Genomic DNA, 16,844 nt, shown 5'->3' on the forward strand with positions numbered 1-16,844 from the left:
GGCTGATGCCATGCTTCAAGACCCATAGTTGAGCATAGCCATTGCCACAAATCCTGCGGTTCAATTTGAGCATGCATTGTCTTTTGTGACAAAGGCTTATGAGGTGTATTTGATGAACGCAGCGAAGCATTCACGCCTGATCATTCTCGGCTCCGGCCCTGCCGGTTACAGCGCCGCCGTGTACGCTGCCCGTGCCAACCTCAAACCGGTGGTGATCACCGGGCTGCAGGCCGGTGGTCAGCTCACCACCACCGTCGAAGTCGACAACTGGCCTGGCGACGTCGAAGGCCTGACCGGTCCAGTGCTGATGGAGCGCATGCAAAAACACGCCGAGCGCTTTGCCACAGAGATCGTTTACGACCACATCCACACCGCCAAGTTGCAGCAGCGCCCGTTCGAACTCATTGGCGACAGCGGCACTTACACCTGCGACGCGTTGATCATCGCCACCGGCGCCTCGGCGCAGTATCTGGGTCTACCTTCGGAAGAAGCCTTCGCCGGCAAAGGGGTTTCGGCGTGCGCGACCTGTGACGGCTTCTTCTATCGCAATCAGGTGGTCGCCGTGGTGGGCGGCGGCAATACCGCTGTCGAGGAGGCGCTGTACCTGTCGAACATCGCCAAAGAGGTGCATTTGATCCATCGCCGCGACAAATTGCGCTCGGAGAAAATCCTTCAGGACAAACTGTTCGAAAAAGCCGCCAACGGCAACGTTCGCCTGCACTGGAACCAGAATCTGGACGAAGTGCTGGGCGATGCCAGCGGCGTGACCGGTGCGCGCCTGCGTGACAGCCACAGCGGGCAGACCCGCGAGCTGACACTGGCCGGCGTGTTCATCGCCATCGGCCACAAACCCAACACCGACCTGTTCCAGGGCCAATTGCCAATGCGCGACGGCTACCTGCTGGTCAAGGGCGGCAGCGACGGCGACGCCACCTCCACCGAGATCCCCGGCGTCTTCGCTGCCGGCGATGTGGCCGACCACGTCTACCGCCAGGCCGTGACCTCGGCCGGCGCCGGCTGCATGGCGGCACTGGACGCGGAGAAGTATCTGGACGACATTCCTGTCATTTAACGGCACACTTTAGCGCGGGCCTCGCGCCCACACCGCCCTCCCCTTCTGCAAGCCTGGACGCCATGCTGACTTGGTTACAACGCAATTCCCTGACCTTCCCGCCCCTGGAAAAGGCCATGCGCGATCCCAATGGATTGCTGGCTGCCGGTGGCGATCTGTCCGCCGATCGGCTGGTGCAGGCTTACCGGCACGGCTGTTTTCCGTGGTTCTCCGAAGGCCAGCCGATCCTCTGGTGGTCACCGGATCCGCGCACCGTGCTGTTTCCCGACGAACTGCATGTCTCGCGCAGCCTCGGCAAATTGCTGCGCAAGCAACGCTACCAGGTGACCTTCGATCAGGATTTCGACGCCGTGATTCGTGCCTGCGCCGCCCCCAGGGATTACGCCGACGGCACCTGGATCACCGAAGCCATGCAGGACGCCTACCTCGAACTGCACCGCCGCGGCTTCGCCCACTCAGTAGAGGTCTGGGATCAGGGCCAACTGGTCGGCGGCCTGTATGGCCTGGCGATGGGTCAGCTGTTTTTCGGCGAATCGATGTTCAGCCGCGCCGACAATGCCTCGAAATATGGCTTTGCCACGCTGGTTCAGCATCTGAAAAACGCCGGATTTGTCCTGATTGACTGCCAGATGCCGACCGACCATCTGCACAGCCTCGGCGCCCGGGCGATCCCCCGCCACGAATTCGCCGACTATCTGGCTCGCCACCTGGATCAACCCAGTCGTGCCACTTGGGTTTGCTGAGCGACTTTTGCGCGCGTGGCTTACACTTAATTCACCAGCTTATCCCGAGGGTTGATCATGACCGAGTTGGCGCGCTTGAAGTTCTATGCCACTCAGCCTCATTCCTGCAGTTATCTGCCCGAGGAGCAGGCGACGACGCTGTTTCTCGACCCGAGTCAGCCCATGGATGTGCATGTCTACGCAGACCTGTCGGAAATGGGTTTTCGTCGCAGCGGCGATCATCTGTATCGGCCCCATTGCCAGAATTGCAATGCGTGCGTGCCTGCACGCATCCCGGTGGCGCAGTTCCTGCCCAACCGCCAGCAGAAACGCATTTTCAAACGCAATGCCGATCTGCAGGTACGCCCGGTAAAACCGCACTTCAGCGAAGAATATTTCGATCTGTACCAGCGCTATATCGAGCAGCGACACGCCGACGGCGATATGTACCCGCCGAGCCGGGACCAGTTCTCGACCTTTCTGGTGCGCGATCTGCCCTTCTCGCGCTTTTATGAATTTCGTCTCGACGGACGGTTACTCGCCGTCGCGGTGACCGATCTGCTGCCCAATGGCTTGTCAGCGGTCTATACCTTCTACGAACCTGACGAAGAGCGCCGCAGTCTGGGTCGTTTCGCAATCCTGTGGCAAATCACCGAAAGCCAGCGCCTGGGGCTAGAGGCGGTGTATCTCGGTTACTGGATCAAGAACTGCAAAAAGATGAACTACAAGACCCAGTATCGCCCCATTGAATTGCTGATTAATCAGCGCTGGGTGATTCTTAACTGATCGCAAGCCGTAAACCCCTTGGCTTAAACCCCCTTTTTCGGGCACAATGCACGCCGCTTTTGCCTGGCGCAGTTGCACCGGGCCATTCATTGGACACCGAGGGCTTTACTGCATGTCGAAAGAAGACAGCTTCGAAATGGAAGGCACTGTCGTCGACACCCTGCCCAACACCATGTTTCGTGTGGAGTTGGAAAATGGGCACGTCGTAACCGCGCATATTTCCGGCAAGATGCGCAAGAACTACATTCGTATTCTTACCGGTGACAAAGTGCGCGTCGAGCTGACGCCCTATGACTTGAGCAAAGGGCGCATTACTTACCGCGCTCGTTAATCAAGTCAATACAAGACGCCCGGCTTTGCCGGGCGTTTTTGTTTGTCTGCGATTTGGGTTTGGGTTTGGGTTTGGGTTTTGGGTGTATATCCGTTGCTGCGGTAACGGCCTCCTATGGTTTCGCTCTTACAGCGAGTCACCTTTTCCAAACGCCGAAAAGGTAACCCAAAAGGCTTTGCCCCGGCGTACGGCACTTCGCTGAGGCTCAGTGTTCCCTCGCTACGGTGCCCATCAGGGGGCATCGCCTCCGGTTTGCTTCGCTGCACCTCCTCTCGATGGATGCGGCTTCGCCGCATGGCGCTGCGCGCCTACCCCTGATGGACACCTTCGCTCGGCCTGCCGAAGGGGCTGAAGATCAAAAGCCACATCAAAAGCCAAAGCCAAAGCCAAAGCCAAAGCCAAAGCAGATCAAAAAATCACAGCCTTCGGCAGTTCCTGCATGGCACTGGATGCATTCAGTTAGAAATTGGTCGGCTGGTAGGCCGCCTTCGCGAGCAAGCCCGCTCCCACAGTGGATTGGGGTAGGCAGTTGGAGATTGGCAGACTGGTCGGCCGCCATCGCTGGCAGGCCAGCTCCCACAATTGGGCCGGGGGCATCAGCAAGAGATTGGTCGGCTGTCAGGCCGCCATCGCCAGCAGGCTGGCTCCTACAATTCAGAGAGCGTGCAACCCTGCGGCGAAGCCGCCCCACTCAACACAATGAGCGTTAGCTCGAGTAAAGCTTTTGATCTCAGGGCCCGTCGGCAGGCTGAGTGGAGGGATTTATCCGGGGGTGGGAGCGCAGCGACCGTTTGGCGCAGCCAAACACAGCGAGAGGAGGTGCAGCGAAGCAAACCGTAGGCGCTGCCCCCCGGATGAATCCCGCAGCGAAGGAACCCGAGCCTAGGCGAGGGCCGAACGTCAGGGTAAAGCCTTTTTGGTTACTTTTTCGGCGTCTGGAAAAAGTGACCCGCCGTAAGGGCGGAACCCTAAGCAGCCATAACCGCAGCAACGGATATACACCCAAAAACATCAGCCAACAAAAAGGCGCCCGAAGGCGCCTTCCAAACCAACAACCAAGCCGTCAGGCCATCTCCGCCGTAGTCTCAAAGTCAAACGTCAACTCACCATCCTTGATGTCGATGTGCACTACACCGCCATGCTCGGCCAGCTCGCCAAACAGAATCTCCTCCGCCAGCGGACGCTTGATCTTGTCCTGGATCAGACGCGCCATCGGACGTGCGCCCATCGCCGAGTCATAACCACCGGCCGCCAGCCAACTGCGCGCCGCATCGGTAACTTCCAGCAACACACGCTTGTCTTCCAGCTGCGCCTGTAGTTCGGTAAGGAACTTGTCCACCACACTTTTGATGACCTCATGGCTGAGGCGACCAAACTGGATAATGGTGTCCAGACGGTTACGGAACTCCGGCGTGAAGCTCTTCTTGATCACTTCCATCGCATCAGACGAGTGGTCCTGATGAGTGAAGCCGATCGAAGCACGCGCCGCGGTTTCGGCACCGGCGTTGGTGGTCATGATCACGATCACGTTGCGGAAATCCGCCTTGCGCCCGTTGTTGTCGGTGAGTGTGCCGTGGTCCATCACCTGCAGCAGCAGGTTGAAGACTTCCGGATGCGCCTTCTCGATTTCATCGAGCAGCAATACACAGTGCGGCTGCTTGGTGATCGCTTCGGTCAACAGACCGCCCTGATCAAAGCCGACATAGCCCGGAGGCGCACCGATCAGACGCGATACGGTGTGGCGCTCCATGTACTCGGACATGTCGAAGCGCACCAGTTCGATGCCCAACGCCTTGGCCAGTTGCCGCGCGGCCTCGGTTTTACCGACACCGGTAGGACCGGCGAACAGGAACGAACCGACTGGCTTGTCAGGCGACTTGAGGCCGGCACGGGACAGTTTGATCGCGGTCGACAGCGAATCGATCGCCGCATCCTGACCAAACACCGTCAGCTTCAGGTCGCGCTCCAGGTTACGCAGCAGTTCCTTGTCGGAGCTGGTGACGTGCTTCGGCGGAATCCGCGCGATCTTCGCCACAATGTCTTCAACCTGCGGCACTTCGATGCGTTTGACGCGCATCTCGACCGGCTGCAGGCGCTGATAGGCACCCGCCTCGTCGATCACGTCGATGGCCTTGTCCGGCATATGCCGGTCATTGATGTAGCGCGATGCCAGCTCGGCAGCGGCGCGCAACGACTCATCGCTGTATTCGATGTTGTGGTGCTGTTCGAAACGCCCTTTCAGGCCGCGCAGGATACCGATGGTGTCTTCCACCGACGGCTCGACAACATCGACCTTCTGGAAGCGTCGTGCCAGCGCACGATCCTTCTCGAAGATGCCGCGAAATTCCTGGAACGTGGTCGAGCCGATGCAGCGAATGTCGCCAGACGACAGCAGCGGCTTGAGCAGGTTCGAGGCATCCATTACGCCACCGGACGCAGCGCCCGCACCGATGATGGTGTGAATTTCGTCGATGAACAGGATCGCCTGCGGACGTTTTTTCAGTTCATTGAGTAGCGCCTTGAAGCGCTTCTCGAAATCACCGCGATACTTGGTGCCCGCGAGCAGAGCACCGAGATCGAGCGAATAGACGACGCTGTTGGCCAGCAGATCCGGCACCTGGTTGTCGACAATGCGCTTGGCCAGGCCTTCGGCAATCGCGGTTTTACCCACGCCTGCCTCGCCGACCAGCAACGGATTGTTCTTGCGCCGACGCGCTAGAATCTGCGCGACACGCTCGACTTCCATCTCGCGGCCGACCAGCGGATCGATCCGGCCCTGGCGTGCGAGTTCGTTGAGATTGCTGGCATAAGCATCCAGCGGATTGCCTGAAGAAGAAGACTCACCGCCCTCGTCGTCCTGCATATCTTGTTCACCTTCAGAGTGATCGCCGTGCCCTGGCACTTTGGAAATGCCGTGGGCGATGTAATTGACGACATCAATGCGCGCAACGCTCTGCTGTTTCAGCAGGAATACGGCCTGACTCTCTTGCTCACTGAAGATTGCAACCAGCACGTTGGCGCCGGTTACTTCGCGTTTGCCCGAGCTCTGCACATGGAAGACAGCACGTTGCAGTACACGCTGGAAGCCCAGGGTTGGCTGGGTTTCGCGATCTTCGTCGTGGACGGGGATCAATGGCGTGGTGGAGTCGATGAACTCCTGCAGGTCGTGCTTGAGTTTGTCGAGGTTTGCGCCGCAGGCACGCAATACGGTGGCGGCAGCCTCATTGTCCAATAGGGCCAGCAGCAGGTGTTCGACGGTCATGAATTCATGACGCTTCGAACGAGCCTCCTTGAAGGCAAGATTGAGGGTGACTTCGAGCTCGCGGTTTAACATAGCTTCACCTCATACCCAAGTGGTCGGCGATTAACCGTCCTTCTCGATTTCACAGAGTAGCGGATGCTGGCTTTCCCTGGCGTACTGGTTGACCTGCATGGCCTTTGTCTCGGCGATGTCGCGGGTAAACACTCCACATACTGCCCGTCCTTCTGTGTGAACGGCCAGCATGACCTTGGTCGCCAGCTCGCGATTCAGGTTAAAAAACACCTCGAGCACTTCGACGACGAAATCCATCGGTGTGTAGTCATCGTTGAACAAAACCACCTTGTACATCGGCGGCGCCTGTAACGCAGGCTTTGCTTCCTGAACAGCAACGCCTGCCGAATCGTCGTCGTGCTCCTCTGGATGATCCTTTTGGAGAAGCGGGCGATCCTGATTGAATGTTAGTCGAATCTGGCTGATTGCATGCATGGAAAGAAAGGTTCGTCAGTTGTGCAAATACAGTGGTGGGGGCGGCTGTACACCTTTTCAACTCCGACTGCCCGGTCACCTTGACTATCGGGAAAACGGTGTTACAACCAATAGAGCCCACAGTGGGTAAAAAAGATCCGCGGAGTCAATCCTTTTAACGGATTAGATTGCGGATGTCCTGGATGATACTCCAGCGATGGAGTCTGTTGCAGAGGGATTTGAGCATGGCTGTCGGCAAGGTCAAGTGGTTCAACAATGCCAAGGGATTCGGCTTCATCAACACCGATGCCCGCGAAGGACGAGACGAGGATGGCAAGGACATAGATTTCTTTGCGCACTACTCGGCTATTGAGATGGTCGGGTATAAAACCCTCAAGGCCGGGCAGGTCGTCAGTTTCGACATCGTTCAGGGCCCCAAAGGCCTGCACGCGGTAAAGATCACAGCGGCGCCCGTGGCAAGCGAATCGGCTACGCCTGCCCCTCATAAAGAAAAGGTGTCGGGCTGACATAACCGTCACCCGGACATGAAAAAACCGCCCGAAGGCGGTTTTTTTGTACCTGCATGGCTTACATGTGCTTGATGATCGCCTCACCGAAGCCCGAAGAAGACACCAGCGTGGCGCCTTCCATCAGACGTTCGAAGTCATAGGTCACGGTCTTGGCCTTGATGGCGCCGTTCGTGCCCTTGATGATCAGGTCAGCTGCTTCGGTCCAGCCCAGATGACGCAACATCATCTCGGCCGACAGAATCACCGAACCCGGGTTGACTTGGTCCTTGCCGGCGTACTTCGGCGCGGTACCGTGGGTCGCCTCGAACATGGCCACGGTGTCGGACAGGTTGGCGCCCGGCGCGATACCGATACCGCCCACTTCCGCCGCCAGGGCGTCGGAGAGGTAGTCACCGTTGAGGTTCAGGGTGGCGATTACGTCGTACTCGGCTGGACGCAGCAGGATCTGCTGAAGCATGGCGTCGGCGATGGCGTCCTTGACGATGACTTCACGGCCGGTTTTCGGGTTCTTGAATTTCATCCATGGACCGCCATCGAGCAGCTCGGCGCCGAATTCTTCCTTCGCCACCTCGTAACCCCAGTCCTTGAAGGCACCTTCGGTGAATTTCATGATGTTGCCCTTGTGCACGATGGTCAGCGACTTGCGGTCGTTGTCCACCACGTATTGCAGGGCCTTGCGCACCAGACGTTTGGTGCCTTCCTTGGAAACAGGCTTGATGCCGATCCCGCAATCCTGGTCGAAACGGATCTTGGTGACGCCCATTTCTTCTTTCAGAAACTTGATGACCTTGGTGGCCTCAGGGGAGCCGGCCTTCCATTCGATACCGGCATAAATGTCTTCGGAGTTCTCGCGGAAAATCACCATGTCGACGTCGCCAGGCTTTTTCACCGGGCTTGGCACACCTTCGAACCACACCACGGGACGCAGGCACACATACAGATCGAGTTGCTGGCGCAGGGCTACGTTGAGGGAGCGGATGCCACCACCGACCGGGGTGGTCAGCGGGCCCTTGATGGAGACCACGTAATCCTTGACGGCGTCCAGGGTTTCCTGGGGCAGCCAAGTGTCCTGGTCGTAGACCTGGGTCGCTTTTTCGCCAGCATAAACCTCCATCCAGGAAATCTTGCGCTTGCCCCCATAGGCCTTGGCCACGGCAGCATCAACCACTTTGATCATCACCGGGCTGACGTCGACGCCAATGCCGTCACCTTCAATGAAGGGGATGATCGGGTTATCAGGAACATTGAGAGAATGGTCTGCATTGACGGTGATTTTGTCGCCGACGGCTGGAACCTGAATCTTCTTGTAACCCATGCTGAACTCCATTGTTTGGATTGAACATCTGGCTTGGTTCGAGCGTAACCCAGTTAAATCAACACGCAAACCCTCTGTTCACGGCGCGGCCACATCTGGTTTCGTACAAGCCTGAAAGCAAAGGGAAAAGCGCCAAACTCAAGCATTCGCAGCGACTCTACGCCCCACCCGCCCCTGCGACCTTTAGACCAATGGACGAGAATCGTTGCATATGAACCATCGGCAGATTGCCAGCTACCTATGTATAATGCCGCCCGCTGACCAAAGGGTCACGACGGCTGGCCTCTCTAGCACGAGACTTTCCGCCTGATTGGTCGGGTTGTTACCGCAGTCCGACTGCTTGACGCTCTACTGATGCACCCAACATCACCGCGAAGAATCTCGACATTCGGTTCATGGATGACTTTGAACGAACGCGCTTACCCGGCGCCCCTCGAGTTTCTGCGCACGCTTTAGCAAAGAAGAGAGAGTTAATCCGAATATGCCCACCCGCTCGAAGATCATCTATACCTTCACCGACGAAGCTCCAGCCCTCGCCACCTATTCCCTGCTGCCGATCATCGAGGCTTACACCGCCTCGGCCGATATCGCCGTGGAAACCCGCGATATCTCTCTTGCAGCACGCATCCTGGCCAGCTTCCCCGAGCAACTGGGCGACAAAGCCGTAGCCGACCACCTCGCCGAACTGGGCGACCTGGCCGTTACGCCTGAAGCCAACATCATCAAGCTGCCGAACATCAGTGCTTCGGTGCCTCAGCTGCAAGCGGCGATCAAAGAGCTGCAAGCCCAGGGTTACAACCTGCCGGACTACCCGGAAACCGTGACCAACGACGCCGAAAAAGAAGCCAAGGCGCGTTACGACAAGGTCAAGGGCAGCGCCGTGAACCCGGTTCTGCGTGAAGGCAACTCCGACCGCCGCGCTCCGCTGTCGGTCAAGAACTATGCGCGCAAGCACCCGCACAAAATGGGCGCGTGGGCCAAAGACTCCAAGTCCCACGTCGCTCACATGAGCACCGGCGATTTCTACGGCAGCGAAAAAGCTGCCCTGATCGACGCCGCTGACGCTGTGAAAATCGAGCTGATCGCCAAAGACGGCACCGCCACCGTCCTGAAAGAAAAAACCAGCGTTCAGGCTGGCGAGATCCTCGACTGCGCCGTGATGAGCAAAAACGCCCTGCGCGCGTTCATCGCCGCTGAAATCGACAGCGCCAAGGCCCAGGGCGTGCTGCTCTCGGTGCACCTGAAAGCGACCATGATGAAGGTCTCCGACCCGATCATGTTCGGCCAGATCGTTGCCGAGTTCTATAAAGACGCCCTGACCAAACACGCCGACGTGCTGGCTCAGATCGGCTTCAACCTGAACAACGGCATCGGCGACCTGTACGCGCGCATCAAGGCCCTGCCGGCCGAGCAGCAAGCACAGATCGAAGCTGACATCGCGGCGGTCTACGCTGCTCGCCCATCGCTGGCGATGGTCAACTCCGACAAGGGCATCACCAACCTGCACGTGCCGAGCGACGTCATCGTCGACGCCTCGATGCCAGCGATGATCCGTGACTCCGGCAAAATGTGGGGTACCGACGGTCAGTTGCACGACACCAAGGCAGTGATCCCGGATCGTTGCTACGCAACCATCTACCAGGCCGTGATCGAAGATTGCAAAGCCAACGGCGCGTTCGATCCGACCACCATGGGCAGCGTGCCAAACGTTGGCCTGATGGCGAAGAAAGCCGAAGAGTACGGCTCGCACGACAAGACTTTCCAGATCAAGGCTGACGGCGTGGTTCGCGTCACCGACAGCAAGGGCAACCTGCTGATGGAACAGGCTGTTGAAGCCGGCGACATCTTCCGCATGTGCCAGACCAAAGACGCGCCGATTCAGGACTGGGTCAAACTGGCCGTCAACCGTGCTCGCGCCAGCAGCACCCCGGCGATCTTCTGGCTGGACCCGATGCGCGCCCACGACGGCGTGGTCATCGAGAAGGTTCAGGCGTACCTGAAGGATCACGACACCAGCGGTCTGGACATCCAGATCATGGCGCCAGTCGACGCCATGAAGTACACCCTGCAGCGCACCCGCGAAGGCAAGGACACCATTTCGGTGACCGGCAACGTCCTGCGCGACTACCTGACTGACCTGTTCCCGATCATGGAACTGGGCACCAGCGCCAAGATGCTGTCGATCGTGCCGCTGATGAACGGCGGTGGCCTGTTCGAAACCGGCGCCGGCGGTTCGGCGCCGAAGCACGTGCAGCAACTGGTCGAAGAGAACTTCCTGCGCTGGGATTCGCTGGGCGAATTCCTGGCTCTGGCAGCGTCCCTCGAGCATTTGGGTGTGAACTACAACAACCCGAAAGCGCTGGTTCTGTCGAAAACCCTGGATCAGGCCACCGGCCAGTTCCTCGACAACAACAAGTCGCCATCGCGCAAGGTCGGCAACATCGACAACCGCGGCAGCCACTTCTACCTGGCGCTGTACTGGGCTCAGGCCCTGGCCGCCCAGACCGAAGACGCTGCACTGCAAGCGCAGTTCGCGACCCTGGCCAAAACCCTGACCGAGAACGAGGCCACCATCGTTGCCGAGCTCAACGCCGTGCAGGGCAAGCCAGTGGACATCGGCGGTTACTACCACGCCGACGCCGAGCTGATCAGCAAGGCCATGCGCCCAAGCGCAACCTTCAACGCGGCGATTGCTGCGCTGGTTTAAGGTTGTAATGCTGCAAAGAAGCCCCGGCCCAGTGCCGGGGTTTCTGTTTCCGAATACAACACAAGCCCCTTGTAGGAGTGAGCCTGCTCGCGATAGCGGTATACCATTCAACGATTATGGTGGCTGACATTGCGCTATCGCGAGCAGGCTCACTCCTACAGGGATTAGGTTTCAATTCAATATTTGAGGACACCCTATGGAATGGCTCCCCCACATCACCGTTGCCACCATCGTCGAAGACAACGGCCGCTTCCTGATGGTCGAAGAGCACAAAGCCGGGCGTAATGTGCTCAACCAGCCGGCCGGTCATCTGGACCCGAACGAGACCCTGATCGACGCCGCCATCCGCGAAACCCTTGAGGAAACCGGCTGGGACGTCGAACCCACCGGGGTGATCGGCATTTATCTGTATACCGCGCCGAGCAACGGGGTGACGTATCAACGCGTGTGCTTCAGCGCCAAAGCAGTGAAACACCACCCCGACTATCAACTGGACGACGGCATCGTCGGCGCCAAGTGGTTGACCCGTAGCGAATTAATCGCTCAGCGCGACAACTGGCGCAGCGAGCTGATCATCCGCTGCATCGACGACTATCTGGCCGGTCATCACTTCAGTCTCGAACTGATCCGCCCTTCTCTTTAGCCTTGAGGCCGTGAGCCTGCTAGAATCGCGTCCTTTTTCAAGACACTCATTGAATCCCTATGCGTGATCCAGCCCCTTCTGACACATCCAAGAAGCGCGTCATTGTCGGCATGTCCGGCGGCGTGGACTCTTCCGTTTCCGCTCTCCTGCTGATCGAGCAGGGTTACGAGGTGGAAGGCCTGTTCATGAAGAACTGGGAAGAAGACGACGGAACGGAATACTGCACCGCCATGGACGACCTGGCGGATGCCCAGGCCGTGTGCGACAAGATCGGCATCAAGCTGCACACCGCCAACTTCGCCGCCGAGTACTGGGACAACGTGTTCGAGCACTTCCTGGCCGAATACAAGGCCGGTCGCACGCCGAACCCGGACATCCTGTGCAACCGCGAGATCAAGTTCAAGGCGTTCCTCGACTACGCCATGATGCTTGGCGCCGACCTGATCGCCACCGGCCACTACGTGCGCCGTCGCGACATCGATGGTCGTACCGAACTACTCAAGGGCCTCGATCCGAACAAGGACCAGAGCTACTTCCTGCACGCTGTCGGCGGCGAACAGATCGCCAAGACCCTGTTCCCGGTCGGTGAACTGGAAAAGCCCGAAGTGCGCGCCATTGCCGAGAAATACGAGCTGGCGACCGCCAAGAAGAAGGATTCCACCGGGATCTGCTTCATCGGCGAGCGACGTTTCAGCGATTTCCTCAAGCAATACCTGCCGGCGCAACCGGGCGAAATCAAAACCACCGAAGGCGAAGTCATCGGCCGTCACCACGGCTTGATGTACCACACCATCGGTCAGCGTCAGGGCCTGGGCATCGGCGGCCTGAAAGATGCGGGCGACGAGCCGTGGTACGTGCTGCGCAAGGATCTGGACACTAACGAGCTGATCGTCGGCCAGGGCAACAACCATCCGTGGCTGTTCTCCAGCGCCCTGCTCGCTTCGGAAATCTACTGGGTCAATCCGATCGACCTGAGCCAGCCACTGCGCCTGACCGCCAAAGTGCGTTATCGCCAGAGCGATCAGGCCTGCACCCTGGAAAAAACCGAAAACGGCTACCGCGCCGTGTTCGACGAACCGCAACGCGCGGTAACCCCGGGTCAGTCCGTGGTGTTCTATGACGGTGAAATCTGCCTCGGTGGCGGCGTGATCGAAGTGGCCGAGCCGTGGAGCGGCCAGGCATGAGCCCGACTCAGGAGCAACTGACGGCGCTGGGCGGGGTGTTTCTCGCCGCCGTGCTGGTCGACCGCATCGCCAAGACCGGCCAGACCAGCGAGGCCGGCCTGAGCTGCATGCTCGGCAGCCTGCTGGTACGCGACCCGAAGGACACTCTGGATGTGTACGGCGGCGACGACCTCAATCTGCGCGAGGGTTATCGGGCATTGATCGGCGCCCTCGAGCGCGACCCGAGCACCCTGCAACGCGAACCGCTGCGCTATGCCCTGTCGATGCTCGGCCTGGAACGCCAACTGGCCAAACGTGACGACATGCTCGACACCATTGGCAAGCGCCTGCCGCAGATCCAGTCACAGGTCGAACACTTCGGCCCGGCCCACGAAAACGTGATCGCCGCCTGCGGTGCGCTGTATCAGGACACCCTGAGCACGCTGCGCCAGCGCATTCAGGTGCATGGCGACATGCGCAACCTGCAGCAACCGAGCAACGCCTCGAAGATCCGCGCCCTGCTGCTGGCCGGCATCCGTTCGGCACGCCTGTGGCGACAGCTCGGCGGCCACCGCTGGCAGTTGGTGATCAGCCGGCGCAAGCTGCTCAAGGAGCTGTATCCGTTGATGCGCAGCGAGTAAATCGTCGCGCAATAAAAGTTTTGTAGTCTGTAGCGCGTAATACGCCGGTCAGTTGGCAACGGACCGGCGGATTTTTTCATGTATGATACGCGCCCCATTTCGTTGCCCGACTGTCCGAGAACACCCCATGCAGCTCTCTTCGCTCACTGCGGTTTCCCCTGTTGACGGCCGCTACGCCGGCAAAACCCAGGCCCTGCGCCCGATTTTCAGCGAGTACGGCCTGATCCGTGCCCGCGTCCTGGTTGAAGTGCGCTGGCTCCAGCGCCTGGCCGCCCACGCCGGTATCCCGGAAGTGCCAGCCTTCTCCGCCGAGGCCAACGCCGTTCTCAATGAACTGGCTGAAAACTTCTCGCTGGAGCACGCTGAGCGCGTCAAAGAGATCGAGCGCACCACCAACCACGACGTCAAGGCGATCGAATACCTGCTCAAGGAGCAGGCGGCCAAGCTGCCGGAGCTGGCCAAGGTCAGCGAGTTCATCCACTTTGCCTGCACCAGTGAAGACATCAACAACCTGTCCCACGCCCTGATGCTGCGCGAAGGCCGTGACGACGTGATGCTGCCGCTGATGCGCCAGACTGCCAACGCCATCCGCGAACTGGCGATCCGTTTCGCCGACGTGCCGATGCTGTCGCGCACCCACGGCCAACCGGCCTCCCCGACTACTCTGGGTAAAGAGCTGGCGAACGTGGTTTACCGTCTCGAGCGTCAGATCGCTCAAGTCGCTGCCGTGCCGCTGCTGGGCAAGATCAATGGCGCCGTAGGCAACTACAACGCGCACCTGTCGGCCTACCCGCAGATCGACTGGGAAGCCAACGCCCGCGCCTTCATCGAAGACGAACTGGGCCTGGGCTTCAACCCGTACACCACGCAGATCGAACCGCATGACTACATCGCCGAGCTGTTCGACGCGATCGCGCGCTTCAACACCATCCTGATCGACTTCGACCGTGACATCTGGGGCTACATTTCCCTGGGTTATTTCAAACAGCGCACCATCGCTGGCGAAATCGGTTCGTCGACCATGCCGCACAAGGTCAACCCGATCGACTTCGAAAACTCCGAAGGCAACCTGGGCATCGCCAACGCACTGTTCCAGCACCTGGCGAGCAAACTGCCAATTTCCCGCTGGCAGCGCGACCTGACCGACTCCACCGTACTGCGCAACCTCGGTGTGGGCTTCGCTCACAGCGTGATCGCCTACGAAGCCAGCCTCAAAGGCATCAGCAAGCTTGAGCTGAACGCTGACAAGATCGCTGCCGATCTGGACGCTTGCTGGGAAGTATTGGCCGAGCCGATCCAGACCGTGATGCGCCGCTACAACATCGAAAACCCGTACGAAAAGCTCAAAGAACTGACCCGCGGCAAGGGCATCAGCCCGGAAGCGCTGCAGACTTTCATCGACGGCCTGGACATGCCAGCCGAAGCGAAAGCCGAGCTGAAACAGCTGACCCCGGCCAACTACATCGGTAACGCTGTAGCGCAAGCCAAACGCATCTGATTCACCGCTTGACCCGTTTGAGACGCCCGGCCGCGCCGGGCGTTTTTATTCCCGTCTGAAAAATGCTTTTTTTCAATAGGTTACACATGAATCCTGATACTCCTCTTCAACTTCTGGGCGGTCTCACGGCGCGCGAATTCATGCGCGATTACTGGCAGAAAAAGCCGCTGCTGATCCGTCAGGCCATCCCTGACTTCGAAAGCCCGATCGACGCCGACGAACTGGCCGGCCTGGCCCTGGAAGAAGAGGTCGAGTCGCGCCTGGTGATCGAGCACGGCGAGCGTCCGTGGGAGCTGCGTCGCGGCCCGTTCGCCGAAGACGAATTCAGCAAGCTGCCGGAAAAAGAGTGGACCCTGCTCGTTCAGGCCGTTGATCAATTCGTCCCGGAAGTCAGCGAGCTGCTGGAAAACTTCCGCTTCCTGCCGAGCTGGCGCGTCGATGACGTGATGATCAGCTTCGCCGCCCCGGGTGGCAGCGTCGGCCCGCACTTCGACAATTACGACGTGTTCCTGCTGCAAGGCCACGGCAAGCGCAACTGGAAAATCGGCCAGATGTGCGACTCCGACAGCCCGCTGCTGCAACACGCGGATCTGCGCATTCTCGCCGAATTCCACGAGACCGAAGAGTGGGTGCTGGAACCGGGCGACATGCTCTACCTGCCGCCGCGCCTGGCCCACTGCGGTGTCGCCGTGGACAACTGCATGACCTACTCGGTTGGCTTCCGCGCCCCGAGCGCCTCGGAAGTACTGACCCACTTCACCGACTTCCTCAGCCAGTTCCTGACTGACGAAGAACGCTACACCGACGCCGATGCGAAACCGGTCAGCGATGATCCACATCAGATCCAGCACGACGCACTCGGCCGCCTGAAAAGCCTGCTCGCCGAGCACATGAGCGACGAGCGTCTGCTGCTGACCTGGTTCGGCCAGTACATGACCGAGCCGCGCTACCCGGAACTGGTGGTCGGCCCGGAAGACGTTGAAGAAGACGACTTCCTCAACGCCCTGCAAGACGGCGCCGTGCTGATCCGCAACCCGAGCGCGCGCCTGGCCTGGTCGGAAGTCGATGACGATCTGCTGCTGTTCGCCAGCGGCCAGAGCCGTTACCTGCCGGGCAAGCTGCGCGAGCTGCTGAAGATGATCTGCGCTGCCGATGCGCTGCATGTCGACAACCTCGGCGAGTGGCTCAACGACGAAGACGGTCGCGGCCTGCTGTGCGAACTGGTCAAACAAGGCAGCCTGGGATTTGCCGATGAATAAGATTCGCGTACGTGTCGCAGACTGGCAAAAGGACAACGCCGAGATCCGGCGCATTCGTGAAACGGTGTTCATCGCCGAACAATCGGTGCCACCCGAGCTTGAATGGGACGCCGATGACGCGACCGCCGTGCATTTTCTGGCGTTCGAAGGCGACTTTCCGATCGGCACCGCCCGCCTGCTGCCCGACGGGCACATTGGTCGGGTTTCGGTGTTGAAGGACTGGCGCGGGATGAAGGTGGGCGATGCGCTGATGCAAGCGGTCATCGCCGAAGCCGAAGCCCGCGGCCTGCAGCAGCAGATGCTCAGCGCCCAGGTACAGGCGACGGCGTTCTATGAGCGCCTAGGCTTCAGCCTGGTCAGCGAGGAATTCCTCGAAGCCGGGATTCCGCATGTCGATATGGTTCGGCATTCGGCTTGATCAACAGAGATCCCATACCTGTGAAACCCTGT

16 protein-coding genes are annotated in these 16,844 nt (G+C 59.4%); 13 read left to right on the forward strand and 3 right to left on the reverse strand.

What is annotated here, in order from left to right; translation table 11 throughout:
* Positions 1-112: 112 nt before the first annotated feature.
* From trxB to infA, 4 genes are all read left to right on the forward strand, one after another.
* The gene (gene trxB / locus VLA07_RS21450) at positions 113-1,072 is read left to right on the forward strand and encodes a thioredoxin-disulfide reductase (RefSeq protein WP_247268616.1); all 960 of its coding nucleotides are present in this window, start codon (positions 113-115) and stop codon (positions 1,070-1,072) included.
* Between the two features lie 62 nt (positions 1,073-1,134).
* Positions 1,135-1,815 (forward strand): leucyl/phenylalanyl-tRNA--protein transferase, encoded by a 681-nt coding sequence (gene aat / locus VLA07_RS21455; RefSeq protein ID WP_247268615.1) that lies wholly within the window; start codon positions 1,135-1,137, stop codon positions 1,813-1,815.
* Between the two features lie 57 nt (positions 1,816-1,872).
* Positions 1,873-2,580: an arginyltransferase gene (locus VLA07_RS21460; RefSeq protein ID WP_027614671.1), complete on the forward strand. Its 708-nt coding sequence runs from the start codon at positions 1,873-1,875 to the stop codon at positions 2,578-2,580.
* A 112-nt stretch (positions 2,581-2,692) separates the two neighbouring features.
* Positions 2,693-2,911, forward strand: coding sequence for a translation initiation factor IF-1 (gene infA, locus VLA07_RS21465; RefSeq protein WP_002553999.1), 219 nt, complete (start codon positions 2,693-2,695; stop codon positions 2,909-2,911).
* 1,063 nt (positions 2,912-3,974) lie between these two features.
* Here the strand turns inward: infA and clpA are convergent.
* Positions 3,975-6,245 carry an ATP-dependent Clp protease ATP-binding subunit ClpA gene (clpA, locus tag VLA07_RS21470; RefSeq protein ID WP_097088113.1) on the reverse strand — a complete coding sequence of 757 codons (2,271 nt, stop codon included), beginning with the start codon at positions 6,243-6,245 and terminating at the stop codon, positions 3,975-3,977.
* Positions 6,246-6,275: 30 nt separating this feature from the next.
* Positions 6,276-6,659, reverse strand: a complete 384-nt coding sequence (gene clpS, locus VLA07_RS21475; protein WP_027614670.1) for an ATP-dependent Clp protease adapter ClpS — start codon at positions 6,657-6,659, stop codon at positions 6,276-6,278.
* 224 nt (positions 6,660-6,883) lie between these two features.
* Between clpS and VLA07_RS21480 the strand changes: the two genes are divergently transcribed.
* Positions 6,884-7,165 carry a cold shock domain-containing protein gene (locus tag VLA07_RS21480; RefSeq protein ID WP_097088214.1) on the forward strand — a complete coding sequence of 94 codons (282 nt, stop codon included), beginning with the start codon at positions 6,884-6,886 and terminating at the stop codon, positions 7,163-7,165.
* Between the two features lie 61 nt (positions 7,166-7,226).
* On the opposite strand, the gene icd is transcribed toward VLA07_RS21480, so the two are convergent.
* Positions 7,227-8,483 (reverse strand): NADP-dependent isocitrate dehydrogenase, encoded by a 1,257-nt coding sequence (icd, locus tag VLA07_RS21485; RefSeq protein ID WP_003223831.1) that lies wholly within the window; start codon positions 8,481-8,483, stop codon positions 7,227-7,229.
* 481 nt (positions 8,484-8,964) lie between these two features.
* Here icd and VLA07_RS21490 point away from each other — a divergent pair, with 481 nt between their 5' ends.
* The 8 genes from VLA07_RS21490 (at position 8,965) to VLA07_RS21520 (ending at position 16,812) form a co-directional block, all read left to right on the forward strand.
* Positions 8,965-11,190: an NADP-dependent isocitrate dehydrogenase gene (locus VLA07_RS21490; RefSeq protein ID WP_007964845.1), complete on the forward strand. Its 2,226-nt coding sequence runs from the start codon at positions 8,965-8,967 to the stop codon at positions 11,188-11,190.
* A gap of 7 nt (positions 11,191-11,197) precedes the next feature.
* A complete protein-coding gene (locus tag VLA07_RS27275) occupies positions 11,198-11,317 on the forward strand; it encodes a hypothetical protein (protein ID WP_139054570.1) in 120 nt (39 codons plus the stop codon).
* Positions 11,318-11,386: 69 nt separating this feature from the next.
* Positions 11,387-11,833, forward strand: coding sequence for an NUDIX hydrolase (locus tag VLA07_RS21495; RefSeq protein WP_007964846.1), 447 nt, complete (start codon positions 11,387-11,389; stop codon positions 11,831-11,833).
* Positions 11,834-11,892: 59 nt separating this feature from the next.
* A complete protein-coding gene (gene mnmA, locus VLA07_RS21500; RefSeq protein WP_027614667.1) occupies positions 11,893-13,017 on the forward strand; it encodes a tRNA 2-thiouridine(34) synthase MnmA in 1,125 nt (374 codons plus the stop codon).
* Complete coding sequence (gene hflD / locus VLA07_RS21505; protein ID WP_003223824.1) at positions 13,014-13,637, forward strand: high frequency lysogenization protein HflD; 624 nt, start codon at positions 13,014-13,016, stop codon at positions 13,635-13,637. The genes mnmA and hflD overlap by 4 nt, the downstream gene beginning before the upstream one ends.
* A gap of 127 nt (positions 13,638-13,764) precedes the next feature.
* Positions 13,765-15,135 (forward strand): adenylosuccinate lyase, encoded by a 1,371-nt coding sequence (gene purB, locus VLA07_RS21510; RefSeq protein WP_027614666.1) that lies wholly within the window; start codon positions 13,765-13,767, stop codon positions 15,133-15,135.
* An 86-nt stretch (positions 15,136-15,221) separates the two neighbouring features.
* Complete coding sequence (locus tag VLA07_RS21515) at positions 15,222-16,394, forward strand: ribosomal protein uL16 3-hydroxylase (protein ID WP_086794582.1); 1,173 nt, start codon at positions 15,222-15,224, stop codon at positions 16,392-16,394.
* Positions 16,387-16,812, forward strand: coding sequence for a GNAT family N-acetyltransferase (locus VLA07_RS21520; RefSeq protein ID WP_003223818.1), 426 nt, complete (start codon positions 16,387-16,389; stop codon positions 16,810-16,812). The genes VLA07_RS21515 and VLA07_RS21520 overlap by 8 nt, the downstream gene beginning before the upstream one ends.
* Positions 16,813-16,844: the final 32 nt, after the last annotated feature.

The sequence above is a fragment of the Pseudomonas sp. S3(2024) genome (assembly GCF_036861315.1).
Taxonomy (GTDB): Bacteria; Pseudomonadota; Gammaproteobacteria; order Pseudomonadales; family Pseudomonadaceae; genus Aquipseudomonas; species Aquipseudomonas putida_A.

Coding starts and splice junctions, on each gene's coding strand:
- trxB (WP_247268616.1), top strand. CDS start 113: ATGAACGCAGCGAAGCATTCACGCCTGATCATTCTCGGCTCCGGCCCT.
- aat (WP_247268615.1), top strand. CDS start 1,135: ATGCTGACTTGGTTACAACGCAATTCCCTGACCTTCCCGCCCCTGGAA.
- VLA07_RS21460 (WP_027614671.1), top strand. CDS start 1,873: ATGACCGAGTTGGCGCGCTTGAAGTTCTATGCCACTCAGCCTCATTCC.
- infA (WP_002553999.1), top strand. CDS start 2,693: ATGTCGAAAGAAGACAGCTTCGAAATGGAAGGCACTGTCGTCGACACC.
- clpA (WP_097088113.1), bottom strand. CDS start 6,245: ATGTTAAACCGCGAGCTCGAAGTCACCCTCAATCTTGCCTTCAAGGAG.
- clpS (WP_027614670.1), bottom strand. CDS start 6,659: ATGCATGCAATCAGCCAGATTCGACTAACATTCAATCAGGATCGCCCG.
- VLA07_RS21480 (WP_097088214.1), top strand. CDS start 6,884: ATGGCTGTCGGCAAGGTCAAGTGGTTCAACAATGCCAAGGGATTCGGC.
- icd (WP_003223831.1), bottom strand. CDS start 8,483: ATGGGTTACAAGAAGATTCAGGTTCCAGCCGTCGGCGACAAAATCACC.
- VLA07_RS21490 (WP_007964845.1), top strand. CDS start 8,965: ATGCCCACCCGCTCGAAGATCATCTATACCTTCACCGACGAAGCTCCA.
- VLA07_RS27275 (WP_139054570.1), top strand. CDS start 11,198: ATGCTGCAAAGAAGCCCCGGCCCAGTGCCGGGGTTTCTGTTTCCGAAT.
- VLA07_RS21495 (WP_007964846.1), top strand. CDS start 11,387: ATGGAATGGCTCCCCCACATCACCGTTGCCACCATCGTCGAAGACAAC.
- mnmA (WP_027614667.1), top strand. CDS start 11,893: ATGCGTGATCCAGCCCCTTCTGACACATCCAAGAAGCGCGTCATTGTC.
- hflD (WP_003223824.1), top strand. CDS start 13,014: ATGAGCCCGACTCAGGAGCAACTGACGGCGCTGGGCGGGGTGTTTCTC.
- purB (WP_027614666.1), top strand. CDS start 13,765: ATGCAGCTCTCTTCGCTCACTGCGGTTTCCCCTGTTGACGGCCGCTAC.
- VLA07_RS21515 (WP_086794582.1), top strand. CDS start 15,222: ATGAATCCTGATACTCCTCTTCAACTTCTGGGCGGTCTCACGGCGCGC.
- VLA07_RS21520 (WP_003223818.1), top strand. CDS start 16,387: ATGAATAAGATTCGCGTACGTGTCGCAGACTGGCAAAAGGACAACGCC.